General features: G+C 43.6%; 19 protein-coding genes. 7 read left to right on the forward strand and 12 right to left on the reverse strand.

What is annotated here, in order from left to right; all coding sequences use genetic code 11:
- Position 1: 1 nt before the first annotated feature.
- A complete protein-coding gene (locus Q4592_RS03455; RefSeq protein WP_303509800.1) occupies positions 2–1084 on the reverse strand; it encodes an efflux RND transporter periplasmic adaptor subunit in 1083 nt (360 codons plus the stop codon).
- Between the two features lie 101 nt (positions 1085–1185).
- Positions 1186–2067: a LysR family transcriptional regulator gene (locus Q4592_RS03460; RefSeq protein WP_303509801.1), complete on the reverse strand. Its 882-nt coding sequence runs from the start codon at positions 2065–2067 to the stop codon at positions 1186–1188.
- A 332-nt stretch (positions 2068–2399) separates the two neighbouring features.
- Between Q4592_RS03460 and Q4592_RS03465 the strand changes: the two genes are divergently transcribed.
- The 3 genes from Q4592_RS03465 (at position 2400) to Q4592_RS03475 (ending at position 5658) form a co-directional block, all read left to right on the forward strand.
- Positions 2400–3098 (forward strand): hypothetical protein, encoded by a 699-nt coding sequence (locus Q4592_RS03465; protein WP_303509802.1) that lies wholly within the window; start codon positions 2400–2402, stop codon positions 3096–3098.
- Positions 3099–3460: 362 nt separating this feature from the next.
- Positions 3461–4171: a hypothetical protein gene (locus Q4592_RS03470; RefSeq protein WP_303509803.1), complete on the forward strand. Its 711-nt coding sequence runs from the start codon at positions 3461–3463 to the stop codon at positions 4169–4171.
- Positions 4172–4335: 164 nt separating this feature from the next.
- Complete coding sequence (locus Q4592_RS03475) at positions 4336–5658, forward strand: anti-phage deoxyguanosine triphosphatase (RefSeq protein ID WP_303509804.1); 1323 nt, start codon at positions 4336–4338, stop codon at positions 5656–5658.
- A gap of 159 nt (positions 5659–5817) precedes the next feature.
- On the opposite strand, the gene Q4592_RS03480 is transcribed toward Q4592_RS03475, so the two are convergent.
- The 3 genes from Q4592_RS03480 to Q4592_RS03490 form a co-directional block, all read right to left on the reverse strand.
- On the reverse strand, positions 5818–6177 hold the full coding sequence (locus Q4592_RS03480) for a hypothetical protein (RefSeq protein WP_303509807.1): 360 nt from the start codon (positions 6175–6177) through the stop codon (positions 5818–5820).
- A gap of 847 nt (positions 6178–7024) precedes the next feature.
- Complete coding sequence (locus Q4592_RS03485; RefSeq protein WP_303509809.1) at positions 7025–8002, reverse strand: YadA C-terminal domain-containing protein; 978 nt, start codon at positions 8000–8002, stop codon at positions 7025–7027.
- A 114-nt stretch (positions 8003–8116) separates the two neighbouring features.
- Positions 8117–8278, reverse strand: a complete 162-nt coding sequence (locus Q4592_RS03490; protein WP_303509812.1) for a hypothetical protein — start codon at positions 8276–8278, stop codon at positions 8117–8119.
- Between the two features lie 328 nt (positions 8279–8606).
- On the opposite strand from Q4592_RS03490, the gene Q4592_RS03495 reads away from it, so the two are divergent.
- From Q4592_RS03495 to Q4592_RS03505, 3 genes are all read left to right on the forward strand, one after another.
- Complete coding sequence (locus Q4592_RS03495) at positions 8607–8819, forward strand: hypothetical protein (RefSeq protein ID WP_303509815.1); 213 nt, start codon at positions 8607–8609, stop codon at positions 8817–8819.
- Between the two features lie 414 nt (positions 8820–9233).
- On the forward strand, positions 9234–10022 hold the full coding sequence (locus Q4592_RS03500) for a hypothetical protein (protein ID WP_303509818.1): 789 nt from the start codon (positions 9234–9236) through the stop codon (positions 10020–10022).
- A 93-nt stretch (positions 10023–10115) separates the two neighbouring features.
- Positions 10116–10568: a GNAT family N-acetyltransferase gene (locus Q4592_RS03505; protein ID WP_303509820.1), complete on the forward strand. Its 453-nt coding sequence runs from the start codon at positions 10116–10118 to the stop codon at positions 10566–10568.
- 205 nt (positions 10569–10773) lie between these two features.
- On the opposite strand, the gene Q4592_RS03510 is transcribed toward Q4592_RS03505, so the two are convergent.
- The 4 genes from Q4592_RS03510 to Q4592_RS03525 form a co-directional block, all read right to left on the reverse strand.
- Positions 10774–11964, reverse strand: a complete 1191-nt coding sequence (locus Q4592_RS03510) for a hypothetical protein (protein ID WP_303509823.1) — start codon at positions 11962–11964, stop codon at positions 10774–10776.
- The gene (locus Q4592_RS03515) at positions 11964–12782 is read right to left on the reverse strand and encodes an outer membrane lipoprotein-sorting protein (protein WP_303509825.1); all 819 of its coding nucleotides are present in this window, start codon (positions 12780–12782) and stop codon (positions 11964–11966) included. Before Q4592_RS03515 ends, Q4592_RS03510 begins: the two co-directional genes overlap by 1 nt.
- A complete protein-coding gene (locus tag Q4592_RS03520) occupies positions 12751–15066 on the reverse strand; it encodes an RND family transporter (RefSeq protein WP_303509828.1) in 2316 nt (771 codons plus the stop codon). Before Q4592_RS03520 ends, Q4592_RS03515 begins: the two co-directional genes overlap by 32 nt.
- Positions 15067–15301: 235 nt before the next feature.
- Positions 15302–16054: a TetR/AcrR family transcriptional regulator gene (locus tag Q4592_RS03525; protein WP_303509831.1), complete on the reverse strand. Its 753-nt coding sequence runs from the start codon at positions 16052–16054 to the stop codon at positions 15302–15304.
- 367 nt (positions 16055–16421) lie between these two features.
- Here Q4592_RS03525 and sstT point away from each other — a divergent pair, with 367 nt between their 5' ends.
- Positions 16422–17642, forward strand: coding sequence for a serine/threonine transporter SstT (sstT, locus tag Q4592_RS03530; RefSeq protein WP_303509832.1), 1221 nt, complete (start codon positions 16422–16424; stop codon positions 17640–17642).
- Positions 17643–17795: 153 nt separating this feature from the next.
- On the opposite strand, the gene Q4592_RS03535 is transcribed toward sstT, so the two are convergent.
- From Q4592_RS03535 to Q4592_RS03545, 3 genes are all read right to left on the reverse strand, one after another.
- Positions 17796–19349, reverse strand: a complete 1554-nt coding sequence (locus tag Q4592_RS03535) for a tripartite tricarboxylate transporter permease (RefSeq protein ID WP_303509834.1) — start codon at positions 19347–19349, stop codon at positions 17796–17798.
- A 25-nt stretch (positions 19350–19374) separates the two neighbouring features.
- On the reverse strand, positions 19375–19839 hold the full coding sequence (locus Q4592_RS03540; protein ID WP_137672045.1) for a tripartite tricarboxylate transporter TctB family protein: 465 nt from the start codon (positions 19837–19839) through the stop codon (positions 19375–19377).
- A 106-nt stretch (positions 19840–19945) separates the two neighbouring features.
- A complete protein-coding gene (locus tag Q4592_RS03545; protein ID WP_137672044.1) occupies positions 19946–20914 on the reverse strand; it encodes a tripartite tricarboxylate transporter substrate binding protein in 969 nt (322 codons plus the stop codon).
- Positions 20915–21032 lie beyond the last annotated feature (118 nt).

The raw sequence follows: 21032 nt of genomic DNA on the forward strand, positions 1-21032 counted from the left end.
CTCACCCTTCCTTCGTTTCTAGCAATTCGCCTACTGGTTGTCCGTCTTTGAGGTAGCGGCTTCCTGCCACAATCACTTTGTCTTGAGGGGAAAAGTCACCCGTTACACACACTTGTTGCTGGGTTTGATTAACAATGTTGGTGGCAACCGCATCCACTGTGTTAGCGGTGACGCGGAAAACGCTGACCTTAGCGCCATTTAATACCAATGCTGAATGAGGCAGGCAGTAACGCGTTTGTTCTGACTGCACTTGGGCTAAAGCGAGTTGAATCGCTTTACCTGGGTAGGTTTCTACGGTGCTGTTTTCGAGGTCAAACTTTACTGTGTAGGTTTGCTTGATAAGATCTGGCACGGTGGCAATTTCGCTTACCGTGGCGGTGATACCCTCGGGGTGCTTGTGCCAAGTAATTTGGGCGCTTTGGCCTACTTTAAAATTAACGATTTGGTTTTCTGGTACGTCTATCACCGCTTCCAGTTGCTCTGGTTTGTGCAAGGTAAACACGCGCAGCGCAGGAACCGCTTGCTCGTGATTATCAACAAAGCGTTGTGCTACTACGCCGTCAAAAGGCGCGCGTAACTCGGTGTAGCGTAAGGCGTCTTTAGCCCGTTGAATGTTTTGATTAACCACTTCTACCGTTGCGTCGGCACGTTGCTTACCACTTAATGCTCGATTCAAGTTAACCGGGGCAATCGCATTGTCTTGGCTGGCTTGTTCTATTCGTTGATATTCGTTGTAAGCCAGTGCCTGTGCAGATTTAGCTTCGGCGAGTTTGGCTTGCAGTTCTAATAGACTCACTTGGTAATCATGCGGGTCTAAGCGCGCTAACAATTGGCCCTTTGTTACCGCTTCGCCGCTTGTGACAAAAACATCTGTGATAGTACCAGGCACTCGGAACGCCAGCTTAGAACTGGTGCTTGATTGCAAAACTCCGCTGTAATGCTGGCTAACAGCTTGGCTGCTGGCGGTTAAGCTAATTACTTTAACGGGGCGTAATTTGCTAACGGTTGTTTCTACTGCTTGTTCATTACTACAAGCACTTAGCAAAGTTGCGCTAAGTGCAATGGCGAGGTAGGAGTGTTTCATTGCGTGCTCCGGTGACTAGGTTGAGAGCAGGCATGGTAAACAGTTTTAAGTGCGCTATCTGCTAGCGCTTCTGTTCTTATGTGTCACGTATATCGTGACAATCACATGTATTCAGGTACACGAGAAACAATATGGTCGAGTAACAAACGCGCAGTATGGGTGAGGCCGTTGCGGCTTGGGTATACCATCCATGCCTCTTCCGATGAAGAAAGGTAGTCTTTCATTAAGTGACACACTGTGCCTTTTTCAATCATTGGATAGGCCAGTATATAAGGCACTAGCGCTATACCCAATCCGGCTTCTACCGCCTGGGCTATATGGGCATAATTATTACTAATATGGTGATGAGACACTTCAATTTCTTGATTAGAGAATTGCCAGCGATTCTCCAGTTTCTGGCCATAACTTCGATAAATAATGCAGCTATGCTGCAGTAAGTCTTGCGGGGTATTGGGAACGGGATTGTGGCGCAAATACTCTGGACTGGCGACAACAACTTTACTAAAGCCGCCCACTTTTCTGGCAACAAAGCTAGAGTCGTCGAGAGAGCCTACATACATCGCCATATCAAGGCCGTGCTCAAATAATCCTTGGTAACTTTCATTAGAGTAACGGGCTTCTACATCAATGTCTGGATAGCTTTTCCTAAAGCTTTTTAGTATGTCGATAACATAGTGATCGCTGCCTACGTTTACCCCCATTTTTACTAAACCACTTGGGCTGGTGGTATGGCTGTGTAGTGCGCCATTAGCGTCGTTTAGCCGGCGAATAATGTCTTGCACACTTTCGTAGTACTGCTGGCCTTGGCTAGTCAGGTTTAGCTTGCGAGTGGTGCGTACAAACAGCCGTGTACTTAAGCTTTGTTCTAATTCATTAATACGGCGACTCACGTTGGCTCTGGGAAGGTCGAGAGAATGAGCTGCTGCGCTAAAACTGCCCGATTCCACCACTTTAATAAATAGAGAAAGATCTTCAACTCGCATAATAAATTGTCACCAAATTAGATACAAACTTAGCGAAGACTAACAGTATTAGTGACTAATTCAAACCTTATAACCTTGCTTCAAACTCCCAATAAGGCTGTTTAGAGTTTACGCCCAAGCTGAGTATTTCCCTGTAAGCTGAACTGAAAGGTCCACGTTTAACACTAAAGCCTTTAGTCGCTAAAGTGAGCGCCATAACGAGTAGATAATCGGTAAAGCAAGACTGAGCAACGTTTAGCTTATTTGATAATGAGTTTAAGTTCTCGCAGCTTATGCGGCCATGGATCGCCGCTCTTTTTTAAAGGGCATTTCATATATTTAAGGTAATTAAAATGAAAAAAACGATTCTAGCAGTAGCCATCTTAACTCTGCCTCTTACTGTTTTAGCGGAGCAAACTAGTGAAGCGGAAACAGATATTAACTATGGCGACCCTACAGCCACTTTTAGCTCTTTGGGTGTATCTCGCAGCAATGACCGCACTCAAATAAATAGCACTTTTGGTTGGGGCGCAGGCCATATGATCTTTGCTGACCTTGGCGCAGCAGATAAAAAAGACGCTGATAATAAAGTTGATTTTGACTATCGCCTTCGCTATTTCAAAGTGAACGACGGCTTGGGCTATTCAGTTGATGTTATGGGGGACCGAAACACCACAACTGCTTTAGTGGGGGGGATGTACAAGTTTGACATTACGCCCAATATCTCGCTATTCCCAATGCTCTACGCCGGCAAAATGAGCAGTAAAATAGATATGCCGATTAAAGACAGTACCGAAACCTTTAAAGACTCAAATTTAGTACAAGGTGGCTTATATGCCATGTATGCCTTTGATGATGGGCATTGGTTATACGCTAACCCAAAAGCTACCTATGTAAGTCGTGCTAAAGATTTTATCCCGCAGATAGAAGTAGGCGGCGGTTACATGGTGTTAGACAACGTGTCGGTAGGCTTTAAGGTTGAGCATACAGCAGATAGCAAAGTATCTAAAAAAGACACGGTAGGCTGGTTGCAAGCGAGTATGTACTTTTAGTAATAACCAGGGCGTAAACTCAGTGGTGCTTAGCGTTGCTGAGTTTAGGCCTAACACCCGCATTTGTTCGCGATTACTAGGGTAGCAAGCGCGCTTAGCTAAAGGCATAAAAAGCAGGTGTTTACGGTAATTTTATACATGTAATCTGCGATTCCTTCTTTCCCCGAAAGCTTGCATCTTTTTATACTGATATTTTTGTTATTTTTAGATCTAGGTTGCTAATGTCGCTTAGGAAAGATGATAGCCTTTGTATTATAAATGCGTGAAAAGAGGAAAGGTTCCTTGTTTAAACAAGGAGTTTTTCCTTTTAATAATCTGTTATATATTCATTGTTGGGTATACTTACTTATATAAGGTTATAAATGAGGTTAGATAATAAAGAACTATATGATTTATTACATGAAAAGAAGGTGACTCATTTTCATCATGCAAATACACTTTCTACTTCTATAACCTTTATTGAAAATGATGGATTATTGTCTCGTGAAGATGTTGTTGATAATAAACTTTTTCAAACACCGCAAGCTTCAGATGAAGAAGATGTTAAATTCGATGTTTTTGGTGATGTTTTCATTGACACGGTTGACCTTCATGGTTTTTTTCCAAGGCAAAACTTATACGGTCCTGTATTGTTCAAACTTAACTTGGACTTTTTGCTAAAAGAAGACCTACATGTTTGGGTGACCAAAAATAATCCAATGTTTTGGGGGGAGCATCTAACTATGGATGATAAATACTTTCAAAGTGTTGATGAACTAAGAAAAAGATGGGATGAATTCGATACGCAAAGGAAAATGTTTACTATTAAAAAGCCAAAGGCGCCAATTCTATTTGAATATCTCGAAAAGATATTAATTGATAACCCTGAAACAATTATAAATGAGGGGGGTATCAACCTGTATACAGAATTACAACATGCATTGTTCTCTGCTACTGAGGAAAAACCTGCTCTACGGAGATTAATTGAAGTTAGAGAGTGTGGGTATTGCTACTGTACCAAAAATTATTTAAATGATATATCAGTGAGTGAGTTGGCTAGATTGTTCTTACCGAAAAAAACACTCATTCTTTAAATGAAAAACCTAACAATCTCATCGAATATTACGTCTCACATTGTACGATTTTTTACTTAAAGTAAAATAATAAAAAAGGCGCCCAACATGTTATACAGTTTATACGGCGTTATATTTACTACAATTTTCAATGTATATTTTTAAAATCACTAATAGGTATGAAAATGGATTACTGGTTACAAACTAAGAGAAATAGCGACGAAGGTTACGCTCAAAAGCGTTTTAACTCAGAAACAGCTGATAGTCAGTTTCAGAGAGATAGAGCTAGGATTATTCATTCTGCCGCATTTCGACGTTTGCAATCAAAAACTCAAGTCTTAGGCTTAGGTGATAGTGATTTTTATCGTACTCGTTTGACTCACTCACTAGAAGTAGCACAAATTGGTTCTGGTATTTGTGAGTCCTTAAAAGAAAAGTATATTGACAATGATGTTTATAAATGGATTCCCTCTTTAAGTTTAATTGAGTCGATAGGTCTATGTCATGATATTGGTCATCCACCTTTCGGACATGGCGGTGAAGTTGCATTAAATTATTCAATGCTTAATTTTGGTGGCTTTGAGGGCAATGGTCAGACATTGCGAATTGCTTCCAAACTTGGCGAGTACTCTCCTGATCATGGTATGGATTTAACGAGAAGGACACAGTTAGGTTTAATTAAGTATCCTTCTTCTTACAGTGAATTAATAAATTATAAATCGCCTAAAAAAGAGCTTTCTAAAATTAGCATTGATTATTCACATCCACCTAAGTGTTTTTTAGATGATGAACTTGGTGTTTTTAAATGGATTTTTGAAGGTGTTGATAAAAGTGATGCAAAAAAGTTCACTACAATAAAAGAAAATAAAGGTGAGCATAGCGACTGTATTTTTAAATCATTTGATACTTCTATCATGGAATTGGCGGATGATATTTCCTATGGTGTGCATGATTTAGAGGATGCACTAGCATTACGCTTAGTTACATTCAAAATGTGGGAAACTGATGTTTTAGATAAAATTTGTCACTTAAAAAATAATGTGATTGTTGATAATATTGATTTTTATAATGCGAAGTTGTTTTCTGGGTCAGGGAAAGAGCGGAAACATGCTATCAGTAAGCTTATAGGGTATTTTATTTCAAATGTTTCTGTAAAAACTATAGATGGATTTAAAACTGACTTGCTTAAATATAACGCATGTGTTGAGGCTGATGTTGAAATTATTCTTAAGGCTTTAAAAAAGTTCATTTTTGTACGTGTAATTAAAAGCCCTGAGGTGCAAATTCTTGAGTATAAAGGCCAGCAAATAGTTTTAAAGCTATTCGAGGTGTTAAACTCTAATCCTTCTCGCTTATTGCCAAAGAATACCCTTGAGTTATACGAAAAATCCGAGAATAAAGAGCGTATTATTTGTGACTACGTATCTGGTATGACTGATACTTATGCTACTAAGCTTTATCACAAACTATATACACCAAACATAGGCTCTGTATTTGATCGAATGTAAATATGACAAGGTAGGGAGACGTTCTGCTTGGCTCTACATTTTAACCCGCAGCTTTAGTCCGCTTATTTCGGCGTCACTTTTCGACTAGCGCATTTGCTAAGCCCAACAAAAAAGCCCTCAACAACGAGGGCTTTTTGCAATTTATTTTCTGGTTGGCTTTTAGAAAAAGTAGGCCATGTTTACTTGTACAAAACTGTCTTTGCTAAAGGCGTAAGTGGGGTCGGCGAGGTCATCGGCATCAATGTACCAAAGGTCTAATTCGCCCTTCCAGTTATCGCCAAAACGTCGGCTAGCTTCTAGTGTCACCACATTGATGTTGTAGTCTAAATCAATGGCTCCGCCTAACAAAAACTCGGTACTTTGGGCGTCGTTTAACACTAAGCGAGCGCCTAGGTAGAGATCGTTTTGAAAGGTAGAGGAGGCCTCTTTTCTGTCGCTATTCCAGTTATATTCTGTGAGCAGGCCTAAATTGGCAATGCTGTCGAATAGACCCACCAAGGTGTATTCATAACCACCCACTGCCGCGGTGTAATTATTGCTGTTGGTATTGCGATATAAACCTTAATAAAAGGGGTCAGAGTCACTTTAACTCGCTGGGTTATATACTTTCACCTGTCATTTTGATAGTAATCGATAGCCTAGCGGTTATTGCCTTGTTGAATGATATGTACTGCTACTCTGGGGTAGGGGGCGCGCAGTTTCCTCGTTATCAATAGTCCGCTTAAGTTGCGGTCTTAAAGGCATAAGCAGTTTAATTTTACTCTGACCCTTTTTATTCTTTTTATTTATTGCGATACAAACTTCCATAACCAATCACCTATGGTAGCTTGTAGGTCTAAGCCAAGCTGGTCCATTTGCTCGTAGTAGGGCGTGAGCGTGCTACCTCCGTTACTAGGGAGCAACAAGGGATCACGATTAGTGCCGCGAAAGTAAGCGTCCTATACGTTTCTTTTTCCGTTTTGAAAGCCTCGTTGGTTTGCGTGGTACTTCACCAGCCGAAGACCTAACCTGCCGTAGCGCTTGTAGTGTTGAAGTTCTAGAGCTCTTGCTCTTGGCTTGCGCCGTGTTAATTCGACTTTGATAACACTCGGCATAGTTCCTCTAGTTAGCGCGTATACTCAACCATTATTTCCACTTCATCATCTTGATTAATTGTTTCCTCGGTATTGTTTGGTGCTGCTTGTATACCAGTTGTTAGGGCTAATAGTGGTAGGGGGAAAACGAGTTTTTTCGTTTCTCTATAAGCTAGTATTTCTACCATCTTGTTAAGTGCTTTGTTTAGTTCCTCGAAGTGCATCGTGTTAACGTCAAAATCTACAATAAAAAAGCCCGCGCGAGGGCGGGCTTTATTATTGTGAGTTAGCTCTTACCAGCGTTTTTGGACGCCAACGCCGCCTGATACGTCGTTGCTTTGGTATTGCTTGCCTGTCTCAGCGCTTAGCGTACCTGAAATGGCCCAACCGTTACTAATACCGTATGAACCGCCAAGCGAAACCGCTGAAACGTTGCCAGCTTGGCCCAAGCCAACGCCCATGGCGAACTCGCCGTCTAATGCGAATGGTCGAGCATTTACTGTGGCGTGGGTCATAGCTTTAACACCGTCCATTTGCTCTTTCAAGACTTCGCTCTGGCGTTCGACTTTTTCGTTCAGCGCCATAATATCTTGCTTGTTCTTCTGAATGCCCACAGCGTTTTGACTAATGCTGCCGCTGTTACGCTCGATGTTACCAGAGTTACGTTCGCTGCGTGATGGTGGCGCGGGCTTAACAGGTGGTTGCGGCTTTGTAGGAGCCTTAACACCGAAATCGCCATCAGTATCGTGGCGGTCGTCGGCAATAATTCGTCCGTTTGCGTCTTTTGCGTTTTCTACGCCCCAGCGATTTTCATTATGTTCTGCAATCGTGTCGTCGATAGCGATACGCATATCAGACTTAGATTGGAAACCTAGCTTTACTGCGTCAACGTCGCTAGCGTTCTTGAATTCATCAGAGTTACGAATAGCGCTTAACCCTTCAGTCATTAGTTGGTCGTGCGCAGACTGTGTGCCGTCTTTGTCGGCTTTAGATGCGAACTCGTCAGCGCCCCCGATTGGCTTGCCGTCATTTTCAATAACCGCTGCTGCGTATTCTGCCGCTGCTTCTTTCTTTGCTTCAGGAGTTTCAGCCTTGAAATACTTGCTAACAGTTTTATTGTCTGACGCTGCACCAATGATTGCGCCGCTAGCTTCAATGATTTCATTGTCTTGTTTGGTACCGTTACCCGGACGGTCGAAGTCGTAGTCATCTGCTTGAGCGCCGAAAGTGAAAGAAGCTGCCAAAGTAAGCGCTAAAATAGATTTGTTCATTTTGTTTCCTGTTTATGTATTAGATTAAAAATTTAGTTGCCCTTGTGTGCCACTAGCACCGCTAGTCGCCACACTTAATATCTTGTCCGGCTGCGCTATAGAGTTGGCTAGCGCTTAGCGCGACATTTCGTTAAGTTGTTCTTCGCTAAGTTCCGCTGCTTTCGCGTGGCCTTTTGGGCCAATCACAAGAGAAGCGATAAATACGAAAGCCAACAGTTTTAATAGCTCTGTTAGATCTACGTTTTTAGTTGGCTTGCTTACGTTTTTAGAAATCACTTTGTTGTTCTTTCTTGGGGGGCATTGTATGAGCGCGCAGCAATGAGGACACACGAGCGCCTTTTAGTTGTGCTTACAGGGTTTTTATTAGGTTGGGTTCTTGGTTCTTCTGTTCAGGCCTTCGGCCTTCTAAAGTGGACAGCCTAACCAACAGCAAGCTGATGATATTAACTACGGTGTTCCCACCGTGATACTTGGCTCTTTGGGGCGCAGGAAATATGATCTTTGCTGACTTTGGCGCAGCAGATAAAAAAGACGCTGATAAAAAAGTTGATTTTGACTATAGCCTTCGCTATTTCAACGTGAACGATGGCTTGGGTTATATGCGATGTATGCTTTTGATGATGGGCAATGCTTGTACGCTAACCCTAAAGCCACTTATGTAAGCCGTGCTAAAGACTATATTCCGCAGGTAGAAGTAGGCGATGGTTACATGGTGTTAGACAACGTATCGGTAGGCTTTAAGGTTGAACATACAGCAGATAGCAAAGTATCTAAAAAAGACACCGTAGGTTGGCTGCAGGCAAGTATGTACTTTTAGTAATAACTAGGGCGTAAACTCAGTGGTACTTAGCGTTGCTGAGTTTAGGCCTTAGATCTGCATTTGTTCGCGAATACAACGGTAGAACGCGCGCTTAGCTAAAGGCGCAAAAAAGCAGGTATTTGCAGTGATTTTATACAAGCAATCTGCGATTCATTCTTTCCACAAAGGCTTGCATCTTTTTTGCTGATATTTTTGTTAATTTTAGAGCTAGGTAGCTTATGTAGCTTAGGAAAGGTGATAGCCTTTGTATTATAAAATGCGTAAAAAGAGGAAAGGCTCCTTGTTTAAACAAGGAATTTTTCCTTTTAATAAGCTGTTATGCAGGACAAGCATTGAGCCAAAGAGGAGGTAGATAAAAATATGTTTCACTTGCTAGTATCTTACCAAGGGTGGCCTGACTCAGGCGGAACCATGTCAATGAGCCGCATATATATTAGAGAAGATGACCCTGTTGGTAGTAGGTTTTTTTCAAACGGTACACTCGATGTTGCCAAACTAAAGGAATACCCTGTACTTTTAGTGACCGAAACTGGGGGCAACGGGCCGCAATTCGCAAGGGTAGCGTATATTACAAATATCACCTTGGGGCATGAGGTATCCATTCAATATGCCATTGATAATAGCATTCAGCCAATTTCCAATGCTGAGCTAGAAGGGCATTCAGTAGAATTGAGATTAGGACGATTTGGTTTATCTCATACCTGTTGGTCTGTGTGCGACGTTGATCTATTTAAGCTTTTATTGCAAAACCAACAAAAAAGGTCTATCAGTCCGAAGGTATTCTCGCTTGAAGCTGCTTACTCGCAAGATGAAAATCTTGTCTCGATCATGATGCCATTTGGGGCTGAATTTAATTCGGTACACGCAGCTCTTCAACAATCAATCAGTGCTGTCGGTTTGGAGAGCGTAAGAGCTGACGACATATGGGAGCACCATACGATAATCCAAGATATCGTAAACATAATAGCTCGAGCCAAAGTTGTAGTATGTGACTGCTCAGGGAAAAATCCTAATGTGTTTTACGAGGCTGGGGTTGCCCACGCTATCGGTAAAGAGGTGATCCTTATAACTCAATCAGAGCACGATATTCCTTTTGATCTTCGGCATATACGCTACATAAGATACCTGCCTAATCAGGAAGGCCTTGCCGATTTGTCAGCATCACTACAGTCAAGGCTACGTTCAATTAGAGGCTGGTAAAATTGCATAACAAAGCCATCAAATCAGCTCCCTTCGGTCGCCCGACGCTCGCAAGCTCGCGCGGTTTATGGCGGCGTTATGTTGTAGAAAAAAATGGACGTAAGCATCTACAAAATTGAGCTTTTAGCTTCAGAGCATATCAATGAAGTCACGTCACTTTGGCGTGAATCAATGATGGAAGCTCTAGGCATACAGCCCGTTCACTCCTTTGAGTCACAGGCTTACTTTCTTGAACATATCCTACCTAGTAGCTATCAGGTGTTAGTTATTGTCCGTATTGATAGCTCTCATCCGGTCGCCTTTATGGCCTGCTCAGAAACAGAAATAAGCCAGCTATACGTTTCACCTAAAGTCCAAGGAAAAGGTATTGGCTCGTACTTACTGAGCCAAGCTAAAGAACAATCTAGCGGTTCACTTACTTTACGGACGTTTAAAGCAAATGAAAAAGCTCAGAGGTTCTATCGTGCACATGGTTTTGTTGTTCTGCCTGGAAGCAGTGAAAACGAAGAAGGGCTTCCAGACTTAGAGTGTCGGTGGAAAGGTTAGGCTTACTACATAACAATGAGTGATTTACAATGCTTGTCGCCCTCACTTCAAGTTGGTTTAGTGTTTATAGCACAATGGTTTAGGTAAGGTTTTAGCGTAGTTCACACCTTAATTTGACCTTACTTTTCGACTAACGCATTTGCTAACCCCAACAAAAAAGCCCTCAACAACGAGGGCTTTTTGCAATATCTTTTCTGTTTAGCTTTTAGAAAAAGTAGGCCATGTTTACTTGTACAAAGCTGTCTTTGCTAAAGGCGTAAGTGGGATCGGCGAGGTCATCGGCATCAATGTACCAAAGGTCCAATTCTCCTTTCCAGTTATCGCCAAAACGTCGGCTAGCTTCTAGTGTCACTACATTGGTGTTGTAGTCTAAATCAATGGCTCCGCCTAACAAAAACTCGGTACTTTGGGCGTCGTTTAATACCAAGCGAGCGCCTAGGTAGAGATCGTTTTGAAAGGTAGAGGTGGCCTCTTTACCGTCGCTATTCCAGTTATACTCGGTGAGTAAACCTAAATCAGCAATGCTGTCGAATAAACCCACTAAGGTGTACTCATAACCACCAACCGCTGCAGTGTAATTATTGCTGTTAGTATTGCGATACAAACCTTCAAATTTCCATAACCAATCACCTATGGTGGCTTGAAGATCTACACCAAGCTGATCCATCTGTTCGTAGTAAGGGGTGAGCGTGCTACCTCCGTTACTGGGGAGCAACAAGGGGTCGCGGTTGGTGCCTCTAAAATAAGCCGTACCTACATCCCAATCACCAAAGGTTTGCGCCCAGCGTAGGGCAAAATCAACATGTTTGTCTTTAGCGCCCGATTCATATTGGGCATTATCTTGGTCTACCGGTAAGGGCGGGCGAAAGCGACCATCAACGCCGGCAAAGGTGCGCTCTCTAAAGCCGGGTAAAATGAAAATATCCCAAATGCCCGAGTCTTGATAGGTATTGAAATGCACCATTGGTTGGCCGAGCTTTTCGTCGCCATCGGGCGACTCAATAAAGTCGGTCTGGTTAATCACGTCTACCAAGTGCTGGGTTTCGGTAACGCCCCAAAACACTTTGGCAATGCCAATTTCTAACTCGTATTCATCAGCCAAATGCAGCCACTTCAGTTCGCGAATGTCGGCATGGCTGCGTTCGCTATCCATTGAATCGGCGCGGGCGAAGGGAGTAAAAGTAATGCTATCTACGCCGTCATTCCACTCCCAATACAACTCGGGCTCAGCGCTAATTGATCCTTGGTGTTGCTGGTCTTGATGAGGAAATGCACCTTCTTCAAAAAAGCCTCGATATTGCACGGCAACATTACCGCGCAGCTCCATGGCTGCGCTACTAAAGCTGGCAAATACCAAGCCGCAAGCAAGCGCTAGCCTAGTGTTAGATACAGTCATTAGCGGGCTCGCTTAAGCTTATTTTTGTTGAAGTCAGACTCTTTTACACCGGTTTTAAACTGATAGTTATTCCAAAACATTTCAGTTTTTTTATCAGTTTGGTGATTCACCATTAGCATTTTAGAGGGGCGCCAATGTTTATCAGCATAAACTTGGTAGTCGGTCATGGTGAGGGTTTTAAGCAGTTGGCCTTTGCGGTCATAAAACTCGACCTTATGAACGCGGTAGGCCTCTTTATCCATCCAGGTTATTTGTTTGGTATACCCTGAGTACTTATCGACAGGCACATTTTCAACTACGTAGCTGTCGAAGCCGGCTACGGTTTCATCGCGCAAATAGGTGTAGGTGTACTTTTCTACTTCAAAAGAACTTAAGTCTTCAAAGGCAAATTCACTGCCCATGTAAGGGCCCGATTTGTTGCGCGAGCCGATGCGTTTTACCCGCTTAAGTGCCGGTAAATACAGCCATTGCTCATCAGGCTCTAAGGCATGAGAAAAGCTTAAAAAGGCAGTGCCTTTAACATCGGCTGGGTGATCAAACACACTCAGTGCTTTGTCGCCATCATCTGCCACTTCTAAGGATTGAATACGAATCGAGCGAGTGCTTTTGTCACCCTGAGCGTTGTACAGAATCATTTCGGTTTCCGCTTTAGAGTCAACCCAACCCAGATCAAAGGCTTTACGCTCGGTGGCGATGCGCAAACCTTTTTCCTGTTCGGTTTCTGCTAAGGCTTGTTGGCTGCCGAGCATAGCCACCGTAAGCACTAATGCTTGAGTCATCCATAATTTAAGCGGTTTTTTGTTGAAGTGCTGCTGCATGTTCTGCTCCCTTTGCGCGGTCAAAGCTAATCAAAAGTAATGGTAGTAGTAAGAAGTCGATGGCTAAAGCGACGGCGATAATGATTGAGGTTAATAAACCCATATTTGAGTTGATGGTAAAGGTTGAACCTATAAGTACCGAGAAACCTACTACCAATACCGCAGTGGTAATGGCCAAGGCTTTACCCACACTGACAAAGGCATAACGCACTGCATCCTCAGTGCTCTTTCCTAGCCTGCGGGCGTATTGGTACTTGGTGAGAAAGTGCACCGTATCGTCCACCACAATCCCTAAGGTGACGCTAATCACGATAGATAAACCCAAGTTAATGTTGCCATCAATTAATGCCCAAATGCCAAAACCAATACCTGCAGGCACTAAGTTTGGCAGTAAGCTAATAAAGGTGAGTCGCAACGAGCGAAGTGAAATTCCAATCAGTACCGAGATAAGCACTAAGGCCCAAAATGCGCCTTTTAAGGCTTGCGGCATGTTACGTTCGCCAATGTGAGCAAACATAAGGTTAGGGCTAGCTGCAATTACGTGGTATTCCGGTGCGTTTATTTGCCACCATTCTAGCGAGCGCTGCTCTAGGGCTATCATGCCAACAGAACCCATGTTTTTAGTGGTAATAGTTAAGCGTGAAGCTGATTTATCAACGTTGATTTGATTATTCAAATCTAAGCCATAGGGTAGGCTCATTTCATACATTAATAGGTATTGCGCCGAGAGCTCTCGCTGCTCTGGTATTAAATAGTAATTGGCATCATCACCATGCATGTTTTTGTTTAAACGGCGCATGATGTCGGAAATACTATTCACATTGTCTATTTCTGGCTGCACGCGTAACCAAGCGCTAAAGTCGGCTACTGTTTGCATGTAGTTTGGCTGGTTAATGCCGCTGCTTTCGCCGCTTCTTATTTCATAAGAAATGGTGGTAATCCCAGATATATTCTCCTCCATAAAGTCGGTAGATTGCCGAAAGTCCACCTGTTTGCTGAAGTACTCGGTGGCCACATCGTTGAGCTGATTTCTGGGAATCATCGCTAAAAAGCCAACAATTACCACAATGGTCACGGGCATTAGCCATTTACGTGAATCAATTACAAAGTTAGCTAAGCGGTCGAAGTTAGAGCGGCTCTCTACATTTGGCGCTTGTTTAATCGGCAAGATTTTTAGCAGTGCCGGTAAAATGGTTAAGGCATACACATAAGCTAGCATTACCCCAACTGCAACAATGGTGCCTAAAGCCTGGAAGGGCGGCGAGTCGGAAAAGTTTAGGGTTAAGAAACCTATGGAGGTGGTCGCGCTAGTTAAGAAAATAGCCCGATTGTTGATTTTTAAACTAAAGGCTAATGCTTCGTTTTTAGATTTGCCTTGGCGCATTTCATAGAGCATAGACGCGATAACGTGCACGCAATCGGCCACTGCTAAGGTCATTACCATGGTAGGCACATTTACCGTTACGGTGTTTAATGCATAACCCATCCAACCGGCCATGCCCATGGTGCTGGCAATAGTTACTACTATCACCACTAAGGTGGCTAACATACCAAGCACTGAGCGAAGTAGCAGCGCTAACATCACTAAAATCAGCAGAAACATTAGCGGCACAAGAGTAGACATGTCTTTTTGGCTTTGTTCGATGAAGCTATTGTTCATCATGATCATGCCAGAGAGTAAGATTTTGTGTTGCGGATAAGCCTGCTGATACTTAGCTTGTAGATCGCGCACAAATTGAGAGGTTTTGGGCACTTCTGCCTGCATGTCGGCTTCGGAGATGGTGATGGTGGCCGCTATTACGGCAACCCGACCATCTAGGCTGATCAAGCGGCTTTCGAGTAGCTGTTCACTTAAGCTCACCTGTTTTATTTTGGCTACTTTTTCCGGATCTAACATCTCCAGCTCAAGCAATAAATCCTCTACCCACAAGTCGTCTTCTACCGCTTCGGTATGCTGGAAGTTAGTAATAGAATCTACCCGTGTGGAGTTGGGTATTTGCCAAGACTCATCGGTAAGTTCTTTAATTAACGTGAGAGATTCTTGGTTGAATACATCGCCTTGCTCTGGGGCGATAACAAAGGTGACGGAGTCGGTTTTGTTAAACACCTTTTGCATACTTTCAAATTCTTGAAGCTGCGGGTTATCCTCACCAAAAAATATTCGGTAATCCCCAACAAAGGTAAGAAAGCGTCCTCCCGATGTCATTGCCATTACCGCTAATAGTAATAAAACTAGCGTTAACCAAGGTCGAGCAATTACCTGACTAAAAAATTTCTTTTCCATGGCCCTGTCCTTTACCAATTGCACCATTCAATTGGTTGAAATTGAATTATGACGATTAGTCTAAATTTGACGAATCGTCACTTATGTTGTTTAAAAAACCGCTAGTTACCGCGGTTTTCGTTGCTTGCTATGTGTGCTTTTGTTTTAACTACCTTCAAAAGGTAGAACAAGTTGTTACTTTTTCTTACCTAGCTGACAAAACTTAGTTAGCTAATTATCAGCTTGCGTAAAGTGCTTAATACAGTGTTTCGTTTTGTTCTAGCATTGCTAACTCTTCAGAGTACAGCTCTTGGCCTATTCGCTGCCAGGTTGCTAGGTAGTCTTGTTCCTGCGATAACGGCTTCCAATTTAGCCCGTCACACAATAAGTTAATGTTATAAAGCAGCGCATATTGGCTATCAAAGCCAGCAGAGCAAAACTTACTCGACTTATTTACTACTGTGCTGCTGAGTGCGTTGGTTCCAAAAGCCATTGACCAAGCGGCAAAAGTTGCTGCATTTGCATCCACATTTTGACTCGCGGGGATCTCCTCTAAAGCAACCGCTTCTTCGATTAACTTAACCGCTACGCCAACAATTTTGTTTTCATATTCGCTAACGCTGGCGCTACGAGTACTCGAGGTTTTTTCCATGATGTTGGGTGTTTTCATACTTAACACTACCATTGAAAGGGTAGGGTAAAGACGATTAAACAAACGGTAGCCATAGGCCATCGCAATCATTTTTTCTCGAGTACTACCGGCAAAGCCATTAATGCGCTGGTACAAGTCAATTTGTAAGCGCATTGAGCGACAGCATAATCCGCACAATACATCTTCTTTACAGCCAAAATGGTTATACACAGTGCCTTTGGAATACTGCGAGCGTTGAGTGATTTTATCCATTGTTAATCCGGCAAAGCCGGTTTCTGCCATTAGCTCTAAGGCTATATCCAGCAGTAACTCTTCGCGATCGGCTATTTCTAGGGCTTTTCTGGTTTTAGTATTCATTTTGTCTCTTTGTTGACCCATCGTCACAATGTGACGATTCGTCAATTTATACGCTTGAGGAAGTTGATATTCAAGTTTTATTTTAATTTTATATCACTGTTCTATGGTATCTACAGTATTACTGAATAGAAGTGTAAGTAATAACTGCGTTTGTGAGCCAGTGTATGGGAAAACTAATCCATTAAAACCCTTAGCGATCGTTTTTTTATCAACAAAGTAGTTTTTCATAAAGCTAAATCACACTTAGGCAAAAAAACTTATTGTGATGCATCAATATAATATCGATATTGGGTTTAAAGTTAGTGTTTCATCCTATATGGTTACGCCTTGACCAATTATATAGCTTCACGGAAGGACAATAAGAAGCATGAAACAATCAAACAACAGCATATTACGATTTATCACTCAAGGTAGCTTAGTGCTGCAAATTCTTATCGGTATTGTTGCCGGTAGTTTGCTTGCGGTGGCTGCGCCAAGCGCGGCAATGTCTATTGGACTACTGGGCGAACTGTTTGTAGGCGCGCTAAAAGCGGTTGCTCCGGTATTGGTTTTTGTTTTAGTCGCTGCGTCGGTCGCTAGCCACAAGCGTGGACAAAATACTCAATTACGCCCGATTATTTACCTGTATTTATTTGGCACCTTTGCTGCGTCGTTAACTGCGGTAGCAATGAGTTTTGCCTTTCCTACTGAATTGGTATTAGTGAGTACTGAAACCTCAGCAAATCCACCGCAAGGTATCGGCGAAGTACTACATACCTTGTTATTCAAGGTGGTAGATAATCCAATTAACGCGATTATGAGCGGCAACTACATTGGTATTTTAGCCTGGGCTATCGGCCTTGGTATTGCCATGCATAGCGCGTCAGATACCACCAAAACTTTGTTTAACGATGTTGCTGCTGGGGTATCAAGCATTGTGCGTTTTGTGATTCGCCTGGCGCCAATTGGTATCTTTGGTTTGGTGGCAAATACCATTGCTCAAACCGGTTTCTCTGTATTACTAGGCTACAGCCAATTGCTGATGGTGCTTATTGGTTCAATGTTACTGATTGCCTTGGTGATGAACCCAATTTTGGTGTTCTACAAAATCCGTCGTAACCCTTACCCGTTGGTATTTAAGTGCCTGCGTGAAAGTGGTGTTACTGCCTTCTTCACTCGCAGCTCAGCGGCTAATATTCCAGTAAATATGGATTTAGCTCGACGCTTAAAATTGGATGAAGATACCTACTCAGTATCCATTCCATTAGGTGCCACCATTAACATGGCGGGCGCTGCTATTACTATTACTGTGCTATCGCTAGCGGCAGTGCACACCTTAGGGATTCAAGTCGATTTTGCTACGGCATTGTTGTTGAGTGTAGTGGCGGCTGTTTCTGCTTGTGGCGCATCTGGCGTAGCGGGTGGTTCATTATTGCTGATTCCATTAGCGTGTAGCTTGTTTGGTGTATCTAACGATGTGGCCATGCAAGTGGTAGCAGTAGGCTTTATTATTGGCGTGCTGCAAGATTCTGCAGAAACCGCTCTAAATAGCTCTACTGATGTATTGTTTACTGCTGCATGCTGTAAGGCTGCAGAGGAAAAAGCTTAAGCGCTATTTATGCGTAAAGGCTAACATTGTCTGTTAATTATTTAGTAAAAAGGATGGCTTAGGCCATCCTTTTTTGTTTGCTGAATATGCTGGAATTGGGATGCCCTGATATCGAGGGGAGTGGGCATCCCAATATTGCTTAACATCATTGAATTATAGTTTTGCTGCCGATTTACGTTTCGCTTGTTCGTATTCGGCTCTTGCTTTACTGCGTTCCCAAATTGGTCGTAGCAAAGGACTAAACAATACAAGTGCGGCGATGCTAATAAAGGTTAGTGTGAGTGGTCGCTCCCACAAAAAGCTCAGTTCGCCATCACCAATAAGTAGCGCTCGGCGCAGGTTATCTTCTAACATTCCGCCAAGAATAAAACCCAGCAACATGGGCGCCATAGGGAAGTTGAGTAAGCGCAAACCCAAGGCCGCCATACACACCGCCACCATTATCATGATGTCCATGCTATTGAAAGAAACCAAGTACACGCCGGTAATAGAAAACAGCAAAATCATCGGTATCAGGTAAGGTCTCGGTATATTCAATAACTTGGCTAAGTAGGGGATGAGTGGCAAGTTAAGAATAAGCAGTATCACGTTACCAAAGTACATAGAGATGATGATTGACCAGAATAAATCGGGGTGCTCAATGTACATTCTAGGCCCTGGCTGAATCCCGTAAGCAATCAGTGCACCGAGTAATACTGCAGTTGTGCCCGAACCTGGAATACCCAGTGTTAACAGTGGCACAAACGAGCCCGTTGAGGCTGCATTATTAGCCGACTCTGGCGCGGCGAGCCCTTTCAGTGAGCCTTCGCCAAATTGTTTTTTATCTTCTGGTTTGGCTAAGTTACGCTCTACACCATAGGCTAGGAACGACGCGATAGTTGCGCCAGCACCGGGCAATACGCCCACAAAAAAGCCTAAGAAAGAGGAGCGTAAAGTAGGCGCGGCCACGCTTTTTACTTCTTCTTTAGTGAGCTTAAGGCTACCCAGCTCCGACATCATTTTTTGCTCTGTGGCACTGTTGTTTGGGTTTTCTGGTTTTAGCACCGACATTAACGTTTCGGCTAAGGCAAAAGTGGCCATGGCCAGTAGCAAGAAGCTGAAACCGTCGATGAGATCTAGCTGACCAAAGGTGAAGCGTTCTACACCCTCACTTCTATCGGTACCTACTGTAGCGAGCATTAAGCCGAGAATCGTCATCATAATCGCTTTAAGCACTTGGCCCTTGCCCGAGAATGCAGCCACCGCTGACAAGCCCAATACCATGAGTGCGAAGTAGTCTGCGCTTTGAAAACTTAAAGATACTGAGGCTAACGCAGGCGCGGCAATCAGCAGCATTATTGCGCCAAGAGTACCGCCGGTGAACGAAGCGTAAGCTGCCACCGCTAGTGCTTTACCTGCTTGGCCTTTTTTAGCCAATGGGTTGCCATCAAAAGCGGTGACTACGGTTGCGCTACAACCCGGCGCATTGATTAAAATAGAAGACGAAGAAGCGCCAAAAATGGCCCCGTAGTAGACACCCGCCATTAAAATTAAACCAGACGAAGGCTCTAGGCTGTAAGTGAGCGGGATCATCAAGGCAATAGCTGTAATGGGGCCGAGGCCTGGCAACATGCCAATAAAGGTGCCGACTAAGCAACCTACCACTACCATCATCAGGTTCATTGGCATTACTGCGGTGCCAAGCCCTGCTAAAATTCCGTCTAACATTGTTTACTCCTTGATTCGCTTACGCTCAGCCATTAAACCAGTGCCATAGCTGCCCAGGTTCTAAATAAATATCTAATATTTGGGTTAATAGCGCCCAAAACACGAGGGTGAAGATCACGGCTATTGCGGCAGCTTTCTTGTGTTTGGTTTCGCCCATAATGCGAAAACTGACCACCAGAAAAATAATGGTGGCTAATACAAAACCCAACCAATTCACCAACAGGCCATAAGCGAACATGGCCGCCAGCAGCTTAGCCACAGGTTGCCAAACTAAATGCTTAATACTGGCTCGAAAATCTGCCCCTCCAGTGATTACCAAAATTACCGAACATATCACTCCGCTCAGCGCCAAAAACTGCGGCAAAGTACGCGGGGTGAAGGGCTCATACTCAGCGCCGGGGAATAGCGCTATGTCGTAGCTAAAGTAGCCATAAAACAAAGAGAACAGCAGAAAAATGAGGCCGCCAATTCGTTGATTGCTAATTTGCATTGTTAGCTCCAAGTTTGAAAAATACCGGTGCCGAACTCGACACCGGTGCTTAGCCTATTACTGCGGTAAGCAAAGAAAGCAGCAAGGGAGTTGCTGGCTTATGAAATTATAAGAAACCAAGTTCTTTCATCAGACTGCCTACGGTTTTCTCTTGTTGTTCTAAGAAACCGAAGAACTGGCCGTAAGGCACAAAGTTGTTTACCCAGCCATTACGTGAGCGCACGGTTTCCCATTCGCCAGTGGCGTACATCTCTTTTAGCATGTCGGAAAACTTTTCAGCTTGCGCTTCACTGGTGCCTGGAGCGGCAAAGAAGCCACGCCAGTTAGCAAATACCGTATCGTTGCCCATTTCTTTTAGGGTTGGTACTTCTGGTGCGTCTTTTACTCGTTTCTCAGCGGTAATGGCTAGAATGCGTACTTGGTCATTTTTGGCCATATCAAGCGCTTCACCCAAACCGGTAGATAACAGCGCCGTTTCACCAGAGAGCAAACCTGCCATGGCTTTACCGCCAGCGTCGTAAGCAACGTAGCGAAGCTTCATGGGATCTAAGCCTTCGTTTTTAATGGCTGCCGCTGCAATTAGGTGGTCTAGGCTACCTCGAGCGCTACCGCCTGCCACTTTCACTTTGTTGGGGTTTTCTTTGAAGTCAGCAACAATTTGGTCCCAGTGAGTATATTTTGAATCTTTGCGAACGATCAGCGCTCCGTAATCTGCAATGGTGGCGGCAATGGGGGTTAAATCGCGAAATGATTGCGGGAATACCCCGGTTAGCGAGCGAACCACGATCGGCGTGGAATTCACCATTAAGGTATGTTCTTGGGTTTTAGCGGTTTCGATTAAGTGGGCAATCGCTTTGCCGCCACCGCCGCCGCTCATGTTTTGATAAGACACTTTATCGATAATGCCTGATTTCATTAAGGCTTCACCGGTACCACGTGCTGTGCCATCCCAGCCACCGCCAGCACCACCGGGAATAAGAAAGTGAACTTCATCTGCTTGTACGGCACCACTTAGGCCGGTGGCCAATACAGCGGCCCCTATTAATGTTTTTACCAACTTAATCTTGGCTAACATGCTTGCTCTCCTTGTTGCATAGGGTTTCCAGCGTTGCTGGAAGTGATAGTTGCCAAAACTGAAAACGGCTTGCTGGCAAATAATGTTGAATTAATGTTAATCAATCGCTGGCATTTGG

Source organism: Agarivorans sp. 1_MG-2023 (assembly GCF_030548385.1).
Taxonomy (GTDB): Bacteria; Pseudomonadota; Gammaproteobacteria; order Enterobacterales; family Celerinatantimonadaceae; genus Agarivorans.